This window comes from Salinispora cortesiana, assembly GCF_000484695.1.
Classification (GTDB): domain Bacteria; phylum Actinomycetota; class Actinomycetes; order Mycobacteriales; family Micromonosporaceae; genus Micromonospora; species Micromonospora cortesiana.
On sequence record NZ_AXVR01000031.1, the window covers coordinates 16827 to 31401 of the forward strand.

The window sequence follows — 14575 nt, forward strand, 5'->3', positions numbered from 1 at the left end:
CGGCGAGGCGCCGAAGAACGGTCGGAGCGGCGGCGCGGTTCGACCCCGCGGCGAGGTGCCGGCCGTCAGGCCTCGCCGCGGCGACCAAGGAGAAGCAACGGCTGCCACATGACAGTGTCACCCTACGTGGCGGGGGACGGATCTGGGAAGGATCGTCCGGACTGTGAGATGGGGGTCGCAGTCGGGTTGACCAGCAGCAGGTCGGCGACGGGTTGACGCTGTCGGAGGCCGGTCTCTGCCTCGACCAGGTCGGCGGGGAGGTCGAGGGGGTTGCCGAGTCGGCCGATCGCGACCACCACGGCGGGCCGGACGTCGGCGGGGAGTTCGAGCTCGCTGGTGAGGCCGGCGCGGTCCAGCTCGCGTAGCTGGCGGGTGTGCAGCCCGAGTGCGGTCGCCTGTGTGGTCAGCTGCGCCACGGCCTGCCCCAGGTCATAGGCGGTCTCCGCGGCCGGTTCGGTGGCGGGCGTGAGGTGCGCGGCGAGCAGCAGCAGCGAGGCGCGGCCCGCCCACCGCTGGTCCCGCTCCGGCAGGTTGACCATGATTCGCTTCCACGTCTCGTCGTCCCGGTGGCCGAGGGCGAAGCGCCATGGTTGCCGGTTCGCCGCCGAGGGCGCCCACCGGGCCGCCTCCAGGAGGAGGTCGATCTCGGCCGGGCCGAGATCGGCGTCGGGGTCGAAGGACCGGGGGCTCCACCGGAAGGCGATCAGCGGGGTGAGGTCGGTCATAGGAAGAACAATCCTCTATAGGGCTTTTGTCTATTTGGTTGGGGGCGGGCAAATGTGGGAAAAGGCACCCGTAACGGTCCGCTGTCCGGAGCGTTGCGGCGCTCGGGGCCGGATGCTGGGATCACCCGACCCGTTCGGGTGGTCCGCCGGATACCCTGAGGGCGTCTTGACCTGACGCCGCCGGCTCCGTCGGCGGCGTCGGCACGCTCAGGATCACTGGGAGGGAGTGCGCCGTCGTGGCACTCGTGGTGCAGAAGTACGGCGGATCCTCCGTCGACAACGCCGAGCGGATCAAGCGGGTGGCCGAGCGGATCGTCGCCGCCCGCAAGGCTGGTGACGACGTGGTGGTGGTGGTCTCCGCCATGGGCGACACCACCGACGAGTTGACCGACCTGGCCAACCAGGTCAGTCCGCTGCCGCCCGGTCGGGAGCTGGACATGCTGCTCACCGCCGGGGAGCGCATCTCGATGGCGTTGCTTGCGATGGCGATCCACAACCTGGGGTACGAGGCGCGGTCGTTCACCGGCTCGCAGGCCGGGGTCATCACCACCTCGGTGCACGGTCGGGCGCGGATCATCGATGTCACGCCGGGGCGGCTCAAGGGCGCCCTCGACGAGGGCGCGGTGGTCATCGTCGCCGGCTTCCAGGGCGTGTCGCAGGACACCAAGGACGTCACCACCCTGGGGCGCGGTGGTTCGGACACCACCGCCGTGGCTCTCGCCGCCGCGCTCGACGCCGATGTGTGCGAGATCTACAGCGACGTTGACGGCGTCTTCAGCGCCGATCCGCGGATCGTGCCGGACGCCCGGCACATTCGACAGATCACCTACGAGGAGATGCTGGAGCTCGCCGCCTGCGGCGCCAAGATTCTGGCTCTACGCGCCGTGGAGTACGCCCGCCGGGCGGGGTTGCCGGTCCACGTCCGTTCGTCATACTCGACCAGCACCGGCACGATGGTCACCGGATCGATGGAGGACCTTCCCGTGGAACAGGCGTTGATCACCGGAGTCGCCCACGACCGCAGCGAAGCCAAGATCACGATTGTCGGGGTGCCAGACGAGCCGGGTGCGGCCGCGCGGATCTTCGACACCGTTGCCGGTGCGGAGATCAACATAGACATGATCGTGCAGAACGTCTCCACCGAGGGCACCGGCCGGACGGACATCTCGTTCACCCTGCCCAAGACCGACGGCCCCACCGCCATGGCCGCGCTGAGCAAGATTCAGGACAGCGTCAAGTTCAAGGGGCTGCTCTACGACGACCACGTCGGCAAGGTCTCGCTGATCGGTGCCGGGATGCGTTCCCACCCGGGCGTGGCGGCCGGCTTCTTCGCCGCCCTCGGCCAGGCCGGCGTGAACATCGAGATGATCTCCACGTCGGAGATCCGGGTCTCGGTGGTGTGCCGCGACACCGACCTGGACAACGCCGTGCGCGCCATCCACGACGCCTTCGAGCTCGGTGGTGACACCGAGGCGGTCGTGTACGCGGGGACGGGGCGGTAGCCCGTGACGTCGCAGCCCACCCTGGCTGTGGTCGGGGCGACGGGCGCGGTCGGCACCATCCTGTGCGAGCTGCTCACCGGCCGCCGGAACGTCTGGGGCGAGATCCGACTCGTCGCCTCCGCCCGGTCGGTCGGGCAGACGGTGTGTTGCCGGGGTGAGGAGCTGACCGTCCAGGCGCTCACCCCGGAGGTCTTCGACGGCGTTGACGTGGCGATCTTCGACGTTCCGGACGCGGTCTCGGCCCAGTGGGTGCCGACCGCGATCGACCGGGGTGCCGCCGTGGTGGACAACACCGCCGCGTTCCGCACCGAACGCGATGTTCCGTTGGTGGTCCCCGAGATCAACCCGGAGCAGGTCCGGAACCGGCCGCGGGGCATCGTCGCCAACGCGACCTGCACGACCCTCGCCATGATCGTCGCGGTGGCGCCACTGCACCGTGAGTACGGCCTGCGGGAGCTGGTGCTCTCGTCCTACCAGGCGGTCTCCGATGTCGGGCAGGCCGGGGTGGACACCCTGCACCGCCAACTCGTCAAGATTGTCGGCGACCGTGCGCTCGGCTCCCGCCCCGGAGATGTCCGGCAGGCGGTCGGGGACGACCTTGGCCCCTTCCCCGCACCCCTAGCGCTGAACGTGGTGCCCTGGGCCGGAGTGCCCAGCGACGGCGGCTGGTCCTCCGAAGAGGTGACCCTGCGTAATGATTCGCGCAAGATCCTCGACCTGCCCGATCTGAAGGTCAGCGCCACCTGCGTCCGGGTGCCCGTGGTCACCGGGCACTCGGTGGCGGTACACGCCGTCTTCGGCACCGAGGTGGACGCCGAGGGGGCCAGCGAGGTGCTGCGCAACGCACCTGGCGTGATCCTGGTCGACGAACCGGCGGCCGGCGAGTTCCCGATGCCGATCGACGCCGTCGGCACCGACCCGTCCTGGGTCGGCCGCCTCCGCCGTGCCCTGGACGACCCCCGTGCGCTCGACTTCTTCGTAACCGGGGACAACCTCCGCAAGGGTGCCGCCCTGAACGCGGCGCAGATCGCTGAACTCCTGGCCGGCGAACTGACCCGGCGTTGACGTTTCAGGCGGCGGCCAGGCGTACGCCGTCGCGGCCCTCTCGTTTCACCCGGTAGAGCGCCTGGTCGGCGCGGTGGAGGGCATGGCCGGCGGGCTCGTCCGGGTGTGGGAGGGCGACGCCCACGCTGACGGTGTGGCCGATCCGGCGCGCCGCCGCGGTGAGGCGTTCGGCGACCCGGACCGCCTCCTCGGGGCGGTTCACCTCGATCACCGCCACGAACTCGTCGCCGCCGGTCCGGTACAGCTCGTCGCCCTGGCGCAACGCGCCCTCCAACGCCCGCGCCAGCCCCACCAGCAGCCGGTCGCCGGCCTGGTGGCCGTACGTGTCGTTGACGGTCTTGAAGCCGTCCACGTCGATCGCGAGCAGGGCGGTGCGCCCGGGGGTGGCCACCGCGATCCGCTCCCCGAACGGCCCGGTGTGCCGCAACCCGGTCAACGGGTCGGAGCTGGCCCGCTCGCGCAGCCGGGCCACGGTCCGGAGCCGGTCCAGGGCGCTCCCGGTCTGGCCGGCGAGCAGCTCCAGCAGGTTGACGGTGGTCGGATCGGGACGGAGCCGCCGCGCGTCGGCGACCAGCAGTAGCCCGGCGTCGTCGGTCGCGGCGACCGGCACCGCCACCAGCGTGCGCACCCCGGCCCGGGTCAGCGGAGCGTGGTCGTCGGTCGCCGACGGTTCGGTCTCACCGAGGGTGTAACCGGCGCCGTAGCGGTGGGCCAGGTCGACCATCCGCGCCAGCGCCTCCGGGCCGGCGGCGCGGAGCGCGGCCCGGACCCGGGCCTCCAACTCGTCGGGGCGGGTGGTCGGCGGGCACAGCCGGGGCCCCGGCTGCCCGGCGAGCACCAGAACGGCGGTGGAGAGGGTCGACACGTCCCGCGCGGCTGCGCCGGCCGCGTGTCGCAGCTCCCGCTCGGTGTCGGCGGAGGCCAGCGCGGCGGCGTGCCGCAAGAGCTTCTCGCTTCGGGTCTCCGCCGGCGGCCCGCCGAGTGCGCCGATCCGTGCCCCGAGCTGTTCCGCGAGGCGTCCTGCGGTGTCCCGCCACGCCACCAGATCCGCCGGTTGGCTCCAGAGCAGGTCGAGGACGCCGACAGGCCGGCCCGCCGGGCCCGGCACCGGTACGCAGACCTCACCGGTGGCGTCGGGGCGGACCGGGAGGCGATCCGGGTCCGCGCCGAGGTCGGTGATGACCGCGGGGCGGCCGGTGGTGTGCACCCGGCCGACGACGCCGGAAGCCGTCGGTACGGTCGAGAAGACCTGCCACGACCCGGTGGCCGCGATGCAGCGGAGCCGGTCGTGGACCTCCAGTAGCACCGAGATGGTGGCGGGGGTGGATCGGGCCAGGGCGGCGACGGTCCACTGGCACGCCTCGGTGACGGTCGACGCCATCGGCAGGCGGGTCGTGCCGTCCCGGATGATTCGCTCGTGATCCACTCGTATGTCGTCCCCAGGTTGGAGGTTCGGCCGCTGCCGGTGCCGTGATCCAGGGTAGCCAGCCGGTCGCGGCACCCCGGTCTGCTCGGTACGGCGTACCAGCGGGCAGGACGCCCGGTCCGCAGCTGTGGTGTGCCGCTCCGGTCGACTGGTGGCGAGAGCGATGAGAGGCTGTCGTCGGTGCTGGTGGCGGTACCCGTCGCCGGTGTCCGAATCCTGCCGATGGCGCGAAATGGTGGGCGTGCCTAGCCCGGATGTTTCCGCGCCGTTCCCATGAGGAGTTCCATGTCCATCCCTGGGATGCGTCGGGCCGCGATCGGCCTGACCGCGCTCGCTGTGGCCGCCTTCGGCGCGGTCGCGACCACCCCCGAAGCGGCGGACGCCGGGCCGAAGCCGGTCGAGGTCACGCTGCTCGCGCTGAACGACTTCCACGGCAATCTGGAGCCGCCCGGTGGCTCCAGCGGCACGATCGAGGACCAGCCGGCCGGTGGGGTCGAGTACCTGGCGACCCACCTGGCCGAGCTGCGTAAGGCCAGCAAGAAGAAGAACACCATCACGGTCGCTGCCGGGGACCTGATCGGTGCCTCCCCGCTGCTGTCGGCGGCCTTCCACGACGAGCCGACCATTGAGGCGTTGTCGCAGGCCGGGCTCGACTACGCGAGCGTTGGCAACCACGAGTTCGACGAGGGCTCCGACGAGCTGTTGCGGATTCAGCACGGTGGCTGCCACCCGGTCGACGGCTGCGCCGACGGCACCCCGTACCGGGGCGCTGACTTCCAGTACCTCGCCGCGAACTCCTTCGTGACCGAGACTGGCGAGCCGCTGCTGCCCCCGTACGCCATCCACCGGGTGCAGGGCGTCAAGATCGGTTTCATCGGAATGACCCTCGAGGGCACCCCGGACATCGTCAGCCCGGACGGCGTCGCCGGCCTGACCTTCGCCGACGAGGCGCAGACCGCCAACCGGTACGCGCGGGAACTGCGCCGCAAGGGCGTGGAGACCATCGTGGTGCTGCTGCACGAGGGCGGTAGCCAGGCCGGCGCCGGTGGCATCAACGACTGCGTCGACTTCACTGGCCCGGTGGTCGACATCGTCGACCGGATGGACCCGTCCATCGACGTCGTCGTCAGCGGGCACACCCACCAGGCGTACAACTGCGAGGTCAACAACAAGTTGGTGACCAGCGCCAGCTCGTACGGCCGGCTGATCACCGACATCGATCTGAAGATCGACCGGCGGACCGGGGACGTGCTGCGGGCCACCGCCGAGAACCTGGTGGTCACGCGGGATGTCGCCGAGGACCCGGTCCAGACCGCGCTGATCGACCACTACCAGACCGTCCTTGGCCCGGTTGCGGGTCGGGAGGTCGGCGAGACCACCGAGGCGATCACCCGGACGCAGGAGACCCTCTTTGACACCGTTCGCGGGGAGTCCCCCCTCGGGAACCTGATCGCTGACGCCCAGCTCTGGGCCACCGAGGGGGACCAGAACGCCGTCGCCGCGTTCATGAACCCGGGTGGTGTCCGGGCGGACTTCGACGCCGGCCCGGTCACCTACGAGGAGGCGTTCACCGTACAGCCGTTCACCAACAACCTGGTCTCCCTCGACCTCACCGGTGAGCAGCTCTACTGCCTGCTGGAGCAGCAGTTCGTCACCGAGCGGGTGCTCTACCCGTCGGCCACGGTCCGGTACGTCGTCGATCCGGCCGGCGGCACCGCCCCGGCGGATGACCCCTGCGCCGGCACCCGCGTGGTCCGCGGCAGCCTGACCTTCGCCGACGTGCCGGTGGAGACCGACGGCACCTACCGGGTCACGGTGAACAGCTTCCTGGCCGGCGGGGGCGACGGCTTCTCCGTCCTCACCAATGGCACCACCCCGGCCACCGGCCAGATCGACCTGGACGCGCTGGTCGCGTACCTGACCGAGACCTCACCGGTCTCCGCCCCGGCGCTGGACCGGATCCGTACCACCGAGGAGCCCGGCCGCTGACGCCCCGCTTCCAACGCAGCCGGGCCCCGGTGTTCCCGGGGCCCGGCTGCGTCTCTGCCCGTTGGGCCCGCCGATCAGGGCGTTGTGGCGGCCAACCGGTGGTTGAGGGCGGTGTGCCGGCGGCCGGCGCCGACGGTGCGGACCGCGGCGGCGAGGGCCCGGCGAGAGCCGACCAGGACGACGAGTTGCTTGGCGCGGGTGACGGCGGTGTAGAGCAGGTTGCGTTGCAGCATCATCCAGGCACTGGTGGTCAGCGGGATGACGACCGCCGGGTATTCGGAGCCCTGCGAGCGGTGAATGGTCATGGCGTAGGCGTGTGCCAACTCGTCCAGCTCGTCGAAGTCGTAGTCGAGGCTCTCGTCCTCGTCGGTGCGGACGGTCAGTGTCTGCTCCTCGGTCGAGAGCTGGGTGACGATGCCGAGGGTGCCGTTGAAGACACCAGCCTGCCCCTTGTCGTAGTTATTGCGGATTTGGGTGACTTTGTCGCCGATGCGGAACACCCGCCCACCGGCACGCCGCTCCGGCTGTCCCTCCCGATGCGGGGTGAGTCGTTGCTGGAGCAGGGTGTTCAGCGCCCCCGAGCCGGCGGGGCCCCGGTGCATGGGGGTGAGGATCTGCACGTCCCGGCGGGGATCAAGGCGGAACTTGGCGGGGATGCGGGAGCAGGCGACATCGACGGTCAGGTCGGCCGTGGCCTCCGTGTCGTCACAGGCGAAGAGGAAGAAGTCCGGCAGGCCCTGGAGCAGGGGCGGGCGGCCGGCGTTGATGCGGTGGGCGTTGGTGACGACGCCGGACTGGGCGGCCTGGCGGAAGATCTGGGTCAGCCGCACCCGCGGGATGGCCGGAGCGGCGAGCAGATCGCGCAACACCTCGCCGGCGCCGACGGAGGGGAGCTGGTCAACATCGCCGACCAGCAGCAGGTGCGCGCCGGGCGGGACGGCCTTGACGAGCTTGTTGGCCAGGATGAGGTCGAGCATGGAGGCCTCGTCCACGACGAGCAGGTCAACGTCGAGGGGGTTGTCCCGGTCGTAGGAGGCGTCCCCGCCCGGGCGCAGCTGCAACAGGCGGTGCACTGTGGCGGCGGGGTGCCCGGTCAGCTCGGAGAGGCGCTTGGCGGCCCGCCCGGTCGGGGCTACCAGGGTGACCTTGGCTTTCTTGGCGGCGGCCAGTTCGACGATTGAACGGACAGTGAAGCTTTTGCCGCACCCCGGCCCGCCGGTCAGCACCGCGACCTTCGAGGTCAGCGCGAGCCGGACCGCCTGCTCCTGCTCGGTGGCGAGGTCGTTGCCGGTACGCGCCTTCAGCCAGGTCAGGGCCTTGCCCCAGTCGACGCCCACGAAGTGCGGCAACCGATCGGCCCCATCGCCGAGCAGGCGGAGCAGGCTGGTGGCGAGAGACCGCTCCGCCCGGTGGAACGGCACCAGGTACACCGCCCGGACCGGCTCCGCTGGGCCGGGTGTTGCCGATGCTGGCCGAGCGGCGTCGCCGCCCGGTAGCAGCTCACGGACGACACCTTCCTCGGTGACCAGGTCGTCCAGGCAGCGGGTGACGAGGTCGGCCGGCACGTCGAGGATCTTCGTCGCGTCCGCGACCAGCTCCGGTTCGGGCAGGTAGCAGTGGCCGTTGTCGGTGGCCTCGGAGAGCGTGTACTGCAAGCCGGCCATGACCCGCTGCGGGCTGTCGTGCGGGATACCGACCGACTGGGCGATGATGTCGGCGGTCTTGAAGCCGATGCCCCACACGTCGGCCGCCAGCCGGTACGGCTCCTTCATGACCACGTCGGTGGAGGCATCGCCGTACTGCTTGTAGATCCGTACCGCGAGGGAGGTCGAGACCCCGACCCCCTGGAGGAAGACCATGACCTCCTTGATCGCCTGCTGCTCCGCCCACGCAGCGGTGATCTTCGCGGTGCGCTTCGGGCCCAGCCCCGGCACCTCCACCAGGCGGGCCGGCTCCTCCTCGATGATCCGCAGTGTCTCCAGGCCGAAGTGGGCGACGATCCGTTCGGCGAACACCGGCCCGATGCCCTTGACCAAGCCCGAGCCGAGGTAGCGCTGGATGCCCTGGATCGTGGCCGGCAAGACCGTGGTGTAGGAGTCGACCTCGAACTGCCGGCCGTACTTGGGGTGCGAGGACCAGCGCCCGTGCAGCCGCAGGCTCTCCCCCGGCTGTGCGCCCAGCAGCGCGCCCACCACCGTCAACAGATCGCTACTCCGGTCGGTGGCGACGCGGGCCACGGTGTAGCCGGTCTCCTCGTTGACGTACGTGAGCCGCTCCAGCACCGCCTCGAGCGTCGCCAGGGCGGGACGAGGGGCAGCGGTCACGTCGGCCATCCTGCCCTACCGCAGCGGCAGCGCGGCGTTCCGCCTCAGGGCTGGTCTCCGTGCTCGAGGAGTTCGAGGCGCACGGTGGTGACGTCGCCGGCCTCGACGTTTTCCGCGTCACGGACGGCTCGTTTGACCGGCAGCACATAGCAGCTTCGCTGTTTGTCCGGAAATATCGAGGTCGCCCAGGTGCTGTCGCCGACCGTGACCCGGACCCGCAGCGAGCCGAAGCCACGACGCGGTGGCCCGGGCAGCTCCCGGATCTCCTCCGACAGGTCGGTGGGGAGGCTGACGAAGGTCCAACTGTCGGCACGCCGGGCACTCCAGCTCCACAGCTCGGCCTCGAAGGTGACGATCACGGGCCCAGCCTGACACGACGGTCCGACACCCGGCACCGTCGCTCCGCACCCCGAGCGACCGAACCGGCACCCCGGCGCGGTCGCCGGTGCTAACACGTGAGCTGAGCCGTGGTGCCGACAGGGCTGCCTGGCTACTGTCGGGCCATGCTGCTGAGTTCGTACGACGTCGAGCTGTTCGAGCAGTCCAGGGCTCGGTTGGAGGCGATCGCCTACCGGCTGCTCGGCTCGGCGAGCGACGCCGAGGACGCGGTCCAGGACACCTTCCTGCGCTGGCAGGCCGCCGACCGCAGGCACGTCCAGACGCCCGAGGCGTGGCTGACCAAGGTGCTCACCAATCTGTGTCTCAACCAGCTCACCTCCGCGCGCGTCCGGCGTGAGGCGTATGTGGGTACCTGGCTGCCCGAGCCGCTGCTCACCGGAGACCCGATGCTCGGCCCGGTCGACACCGTCGAGCAGCGGGAGTCGGTCTCGATGGCGGTGCTTGTCCTGCTGGAGCGGCTCTCGCCCAACGAGCGGGTCGTGTACGTGCTCCGGGCGGCGTTCGGCTACTCGCACGGTGAGATCGCCGAGTTCCTCGACCTCACCGAGTCGAACTGCCAACAGATCTACCGGCGGGCGAAGCAGCACATCAGCACCGACCGGGTCCGCGCGGAGGTGGACGCGGCCAGCATGCGGAAGATTGTCGAGGAGTTCCTGGTGGCCGCCACAAGTGGGCAGGTGCGGCGGCTCGTCGAGCTCCTGACCGCGGACGCGACGAGCGTCGGCGACGGCGGCGGCAAGATCCCGGCCCGGACCACGCCGGTCGCCGGCGCGCTGGCGGTGGCGAGGTTCCTGCGTGGTCTCCTCAGTCCCACCAAAGCCAAACGCGACCGGATCGGCGGCCGTCCTGCTGTCTACGCCGGCGTCGTCAACGGCGGACCCGCGGTGGTGGTCGTGATCGACGACCGGGTCGTCGCGGTCATGTCCCTACAGGTGACCGGGGAGGGGATCTCGGCCATCCATACCCAGATCAACCCAGACAAGCTTGCCCGCGCCACCCGCCGCTGGTCCATCGTCGAGCCCGGCGAACCGCTCATCGAAGCCTGGTGACCCAGCTCATAGCCGGCTCCTGTCAGCAACCGCGTCGCTATCCGGTTCAGGAAGCGGACGCATCGAGACAGGAGTGAGATCATGAAGCACCGCATCGTCGTCCTCGGGTCCGGATATGCCGGAGCCAGCGCCGCCGGACGCCTCGCCCGGCGGCTGCACCCCGACAGCGTCGAGATCACTGTCGTCAACGCCGAGGCCGAGTTCGTGGAGCGGGTCCGGTTGCACCAACTCGCGACCGGACAGCGCCTCGCCCCCCGCCGACTGCGCGACATCTACGCGGGTACGAGCGTGCGGCTGCGACTGGCGCGGGTCACCGCCGTTGACGTCGATCAGAAGATCGTCACGCTCGTTGACGAGCACGGTGCCGGCGAGATCGGCTACGACACCCTCGTCTACGCCCTCGGTAGCACCGGTACTGACCACGGGGTTCCCGGCGTCGCCACGCACGCCTACGGCATCGCCGGTGAGGAGTCCGCCCTGCGGCTGCGCGATCGCCTGGTCCGCCTCGGCGCCGGTGGGAACGTCCTGGTCGTCGGAGGTGGGCTCACCGGCCTCGAAGCCGCCACTGAGATCGCCGAGGCGCGGCCGGACCTCGCCGTCGCGATCGCCGCCCGTGGCGGTCTCGGCGACTGGCTGGACGTCAAGGCGCGGCGTCACCTGCGACGCGTCTGTGACCGGCTCGGCATCACCGTGCATGAGCACACTGACATCGTCGGGGTTGCGGAGGAGAGCGCGGTCACCGGCGACGACCGGGCCATTCCGGCTCAGGTGACCGTCTGGACGGCGGGCTTCGCCGTCCACCCCATCGCCGCGGCCACACCGCTGAAGCTCGCCGAGACCGGACAGATCATCGTGGACGCCAGCATGCGCGCGATCTCGCACCCCGACGTGTACGCGATCGGTGATGCCGCGTTCGCCGAGGGTCCCAGCGGCAAGCCGCTCCGGATGTCCTGCGCCTCCGGAATCCCCATGGGCTGGCAGGCAGCCGACGCCATCGCCGCGCGCCTGACCGGTCGAGAGGTGCCGAAGGTCTCGCTTCGCTACTTCAATCAGTGCATCAGCCTCGGCCGGCAGGACGGGCTCATCCAGTTCGTGACCGCCGATGACCAGGCCAAAGCGTCCTTCATCGCCGGAAGGATGGCAGCCCGCTACAAGGAGATGGTCTGTCGGGGGGCGGCCTGGAGCGTCTTCCACCCCACGCTGCTGTTGCCGACCCGCCGCCGTACCACCCCGAGCCGGAAGGAGCGGCGCACCGCCCCCGCATGAGATGGCGAAGTGGTCGTCAACGCCGGGCCTGGTCCGGTGTCGTGCGCGTCCACTGCCGGGTCCCGCCTGGCCGGGTTCGTGTTGACCCAGGCCAGGCGGGGCGGCCTCAGGCGGGCTTCGCCGCGGTGAGGACGTCGAAGGACCACAGCTCCCACTTGTCGGCGTAGGTTACCGACTCGGGGGCGCGATGCGGGCGGGTGGCGTACCACGCCTTGTACGCCTCGATGTCACGCCACTGGGTGACCACCAACCAGGTTGTGCGGTCGTCGGTGGGACGCAGTACCTGGAAGCCCTCGAACCCATCCGCATGTTCGATTTTGCCCGGGCGTGCCGAGAACCGTTCGACGAATTCGTCACCGTGACCTTCGGTGATGTCGATCGCATTAATTTTGACGATGCTCATCGTTACTCCTTTGGGTCGGTCGCCGCGGGTGGCTCAGGACGGTTGGGGTCTTTGACGAACGTCAGGATGACGACAATGTCACTGACGGCTCGCAGGTCGTGTTTGCGATCTGGAATCACCAGGTAGTCGCCCGCGGAGCCGCGCCACGCCGTCTCGGCGGTAGTTACGATGGCCGTTCCCGACAACAGTTGCAGGGTGGCTTGCCCTGGATTTTCGTGCTCGCTCAACGCCGACCCGGCGCGCAGCGCCAGCACTAACTGTTTCAGGCTGCGGTGCTCTGCGTTGATCGTGGCCGTGGCGCGCCCGGACGAAGCTTCCTGAGCGCGGGTCAAGAGTTCCTGTCCGAGTTCGTGCAGGCTTTTCATCGGCGCGGTGGGCATCAGTTTTCCCTTCGGGTGCGGCGGGTCAACGTGATCTGACACGAGTCAGGTCGCGGGAAAGGGGTGAGTTGGGCCGCCACCGACGTCCCGGCAGTGACGTGGGTGATCCCGTCCACCATGCCGTCGTGCAGGGAGCAGATGACGTCACCGTAGTCAGTTATGAGGTCGAGGAAGGGGCAGTGCCACAAGGTGATGTCGGCGCGGTCCCCCGTGCGGGTGGCTGTCGGCGCGAACTCGTGGGCCTCGAAGCGGGATGTGAGCGCGGTTGTGGCACGGGTGAGTGGGGCGCCGTCGATGACCTCCGTCGGCTGCTCGGATGCCCACGCCCGTCCGGCGTCACGTGCGAGTGCGCGACCATTTGGCTGCTCACGCAATGTGCGCGCGAGGAGTCCCGCCAGCAAGCGATACCGGGTGGGTCCGGCGGTGTCCATGCCGGTCGTCGCGCGATAGGTCATCGGTGGGCGGCCACGGCCGCGAGGAGCGGCGGGTACGCGTTCGGCGAGCTGCGCGCCGACCAACTCCTCCAGGTGCAGCCGGGTGGTTTCGACTGGCCAGCCCACTTCGTCCGCGACCTGCTGGGCAGTCATGGCACCGGCTGCCCGGTGGAGAACCTGCCGTAGGGCTGTTCGCCGACTCGTCACGAGCCAAATATACACAAGACAACTTGCGTAAAATTCCGCGCTGTTCACCTCGGCCCTCTAGGGTCTGGTCCGTGGAGCGGTTGGTGCGGCGGTTGGGTGTGGCCGATGCGGTGGTTGTCGGGCTGGGGGCGATGCTCGGCGCCGGCATCTTTGTGGTCTTCGCCCCGGCCGCCGCGGCGGCCGGCGGGACCGGCTTGCTGCTGGCACTTACTCTGGCCGGTTTCGTAGCGTTTTGTAACGCGACCAGCTCGGCTCGGCTCGCCGCCCACTACCCCGAATCCGGCGGTACGTACGTCTACGGGCGGGAGCGGCTCGGGCCGTTCGCCGGTTTTCTGGCCGGCTGGGGCTTCGTGGTCGGCAAGACCGCAAGCTGCGCGGCGATGGCGCTGACGGTTGGGGCGTACCTCTGGCCGGGCCGGGCCCGACTCGTCGCCGTCATCGCGATCGCGGCCGTCACCGCCGTGAACCTGCGCGGTGTGGGGAAGACGGCGCTGGCCACGAAGGTCCTCGTCGGCGTGGTGCTGGGGGTCCTGTCCCTGGTCGTGGTGGTCGGCCTGACCGGCTTCGCCGCGGAGCGGATCGGCGATGTCGGCTCGGTCGGCGGCGGGGCGCTCAGCGATGCCGGCGGCGCCGGGGCACCCGGTGTGCTGACCGCTGCGGGGCTACTCTTCTTCGCCTTCGCCGGGTACGCCCGGATCGCCACTCTCGGCGAAGAGGTACGTGACCCGGGGCGAACGATCCCCCGAGCGGTGCCGCTGGCGCTGGGTATGGTGCTGGCGATCTACCTGGTGCTGGCGGTGATCACGTTGGGGGTGCTCGGCCCGGACCGGCTGGCCGCGTCAGCCGCGCCCCTGGCCGACGTGGTGACCACCGTCGGGCTGCCCGGCCTCGCCTGGGTGGTCCGGGCCGGTGCGGCCGTGGCGGTGACCGGGGTGCTGCTCTCGCTGCTCGCTGGCGTGGGACGGACCCTGCTGGCGATGGCCCGCCGACGGGACGTGCCGGTCGGTCTGGCTGCTGTGCACCGGGTGCACCGGGTGCCGTACCGGGCCGAGCTGGCGGTGGCGGTGGTGGTGGCGGCCGTGGTCCTCGTCGGTGACGTGCGCGGGGCGATCGGCTTCTCCAGCTGCACTGTGCTGGTGTACTACGCGATCACCAACGCCGCGGCGCTCACCCTCGGCCGTGACCCGGGCCGTCGGCTGCCGGTGCGGCTGCTCGCCGTGCTGGGGCTGGCCGGCTGCGTCACGCTGGCGGTCAGCCTGCCGCCAACCAGCGTTGGGGCGGGGTTTGGTGTGCTCGCTCTCGGTGCTGGCTGGTACGCCCTGCGTCGGCGGTACCTCGAGCACGCCGGAGGCCGCTGACCAGCTCTAGGTGGGTCACCGGCTGGCCCGACGGTCAGCTCTGGGCCA

General features: G+C 70.5%; 13 protein-coding genes. 6 read left to right on the plus strand and 7 right to left on the minus strand.

The window, feature by feature from the left end; genetic code table 11:
* Positions 1–122 precede the first annotated feature (122 nt).
* On the minus strand, positions 123–725 hold the full coding sequence (locus K228_RS0114815; RefSeq protein WP_025619141.1) for a nitroreductase family protein: 603 nt from the start codon (positions 723–725) through the stop codon (positions 123–125).
* 236 nt (positions 726–961) lie between these two features.
* Here K228_RS0114815 and K228_RS0114820 point away from each other — a divergent pair, with 236 nt between their 5' ends.
* Together K228_RS0114820 and K228_RS0114825 are read left to right on the plus strand one after the other, a co-directional pair.
* The gene (locus K228_RS0114820) at positions 962–2227 is read left to right on the plus strand and encodes an aspartate kinase (RefSeq protein ID WP_025619142.1); all 1266 of its coding nucleotides are present in this window, start codon (positions 962–964) and stop codon (positions 2225–2227) included.
* A gap of 3 nt (positions 2228–2230) precedes the next feature.
* Positions 2231–3292 carry an aspartate-semialdehyde dehydrogenase gene (locus tag K228_RS0114825; RefSeq protein ID WP_025619143.1) on the plus strand — a complete coding sequence of 354 codons (1062 nt, stop codon included), beginning with the start codon at positions 2231–2233 and terminating at the stop codon, positions 3290–3292.
* Positions 3293–3296: 4 nt separating this feature from the next.
* Here the strand turns inward: K228_RS0114825 and K228_RS0114830 are convergent, their stop codons facing one another.
* Positions 3297–4718 (minus strand): GGDEF domain-containing protein, encoded by a 1422-nt coding sequence (locus K228_RS0114830; protein WP_025619144.1) that lies wholly within the window; start codon positions 4716–4718, stop codon positions 3297–3299.
* 285 nt (positions 4719–5003) lie between these two features.
* Between K228_RS0114830 and K228_RS0114835 the strand changes: the two genes are divergently transcribed.
* Complete coding sequence (locus tag K228_RS0114835) at positions 5004–6707, plus strand: bifunctional metallophosphatase/5'-nucleotidase (protein ID WP_025619145.1); 1704 nt, start codon at positions 5004–5006, stop codon at positions 6705–6707.
* 74 nt (positions 6708–6781) lie between these two features.
* On the opposite strand, the gene recD2 is transcribed toward K228_RS0114835, so the two are convergent.
* Both recD2 and K228_RS0114845 read right to left on the minus strand, forming a co-directional pair.
* Positions 6782–9040 carry an SF1B family DNA helicase RecD2 gene (recD2, locus tag K228_RS0114840; RefSeq protein ID WP_025619146.1) on the minus strand — a complete coding sequence of 753 codons (2259 nt, stop codon included), beginning with the start codon at positions 9038–9040 and terminating at the stop codon, positions 6782–6784.
* 35 nt (positions 9041–9075) lie between these two features.
* Positions 9076–9390, minus strand: coding sequence for a DUF1905 domain-containing protein (locus K228_RS0114845; RefSeq protein ID WP_025619147.1), 315 nt, complete (start codon positions 9388–9390; stop codon positions 9076–9078).
* A 144-nt stretch (positions 9391–9534) separates the two neighbouring features.
* On the opposite strand from K228_RS0114845, the gene K228_RS0114850 reads away from it, so the two are divergent.
* Both K228_RS0114850 and K228_RS0114855 read left to right on the plus strand, forming a co-directional pair.
* A complete protein-coding gene (locus K228_RS0114850) occupies positions 9535–10479 on the plus strand; it encodes an RNA polymerase sigma-70 factor (RefSeq protein WP_025619148.1) in 945 nt (314 codons plus the stop codon).
* A gap of 81 nt (positions 10480–10560) precedes the next feature.
* Positions 10561–11745 carry an NAD(P)/FAD-dependent oxidoreductase gene (locus K228_RS0114855; RefSeq protein WP_025619149.1) on the plus strand — a complete coding sequence of 395 codons (1185 nt, stop codon included), beginning with the start codon at positions 10561–10563 and terminating at the stop codon, positions 11743–11745.
* A gap of 106 nt (positions 11746–11851) precedes the next feature.
* Here the strand turns inward: K228_RS0114855 and K228_RS0114860 are convergent, their stop codons facing one another.
* Genes K228_RS0114860 through K228_RS0114870 form a run of 3 tightly spaced genes read right to left on the minus strand, consistent with a single transcriptional unit; the run spans position 11852 to position 13184 of the window.
* Positions 11852–12148 (minus strand): antibiotic biosynthesis monooxygenase family protein, encoded by a 297-nt coding sequence (locus tag K228_RS0114860; RefSeq protein ID WP_025619150.1) that lies wholly within the window; start codon positions 12146–12148, stop codon positions 11852–11854.
* A 2-nt stretch (positions 12149–12150) separates the two neighbouring features.
* Positions 12151–12513 carry a cupin domain-containing protein gene (locus tag K228_RS0114865; protein ID WP_029723599.1) on the minus strand — a complete coding sequence of 121 codons (363 nt, stop codon included), beginning with the start codon at positions 12511–12513 and terminating at the stop codon, positions 12151–12153.
* 14 nt (positions 12514–12527) lie between these two features.
* On the minus strand, positions 12528–13184 hold the full coding sequence (locus K228_RS0114870) for a helix-turn-helix transcriptional regulator (protein WP_025619151.1): 657 nt from the start codon (positions 13182–13184) through the stop codon (positions 12528–12530).
* Between the two features lie 56 nt (positions 13185–13240).
* On the opposite strand from K228_RS0114870, the gene K228_RS0114875 reads away from it, so the two are divergent.
* Positions 13241–14527 (plus strand): APC family permease, encoded by a 1287-nt coding sequence (locus K228_RS0114875; RefSeq protein WP_025619152.1) that lies wholly within the window; start codon positions 13241–13243, stop codon positions 14525–14527.
* Positions 14528–14575 lie beyond the last annotated feature (48 nt).

Coding starts and splice junctions, on each gene's coding strand:
- K228_RS0114815 (WP_025619141.1), bottom strand. CDS start 725: ATGACCGACCTCACCCCGCTGATCGCCTTCCGGTGGAGCCCCCGGTCC.
- K228_RS0114835 (WP_025619145.1), top strand. CDS start 5,004: ATGTCCATCCCTGGGATGCGTCGGGCCGCGATCGGCCTGACCGCGCTC.
- recD2 (WP_025619146.1), bottom strand. CDS start 9,040: ATGGCCGACGTGACCGCTGCCCCTCGTCCCGCCCTGGCGACGCTCGAG.
- K228_RS0114850 (WP_025619148.1), top strand. CDS start 9,535: ATGCTGCTGAGTTCGTACGACGTCGAGCTGTTCGAGCAGTCCAGGGCT.
- K228_RS0114855 (WP_025619149.1), top strand. CDS start 10,561: ATGAAGCACCGCATCGTCGTCCTCGGGTCCGGATATGCCGGAGCCAGC.
- K228_RS0114860 (WP_025619150.1), bottom strand. CDS start 12,148: ATGAGCATCGTCAAAATTAATGCGATCGACATCACCGAAGGTCACGGT.
- K228_RS0114865 (WP_029723599.1), bottom strand. CDS start 12,513: ATGAAAAGCCTGCACGAACTCGGACAGGAACTCTTGACCCGCGCTCAG.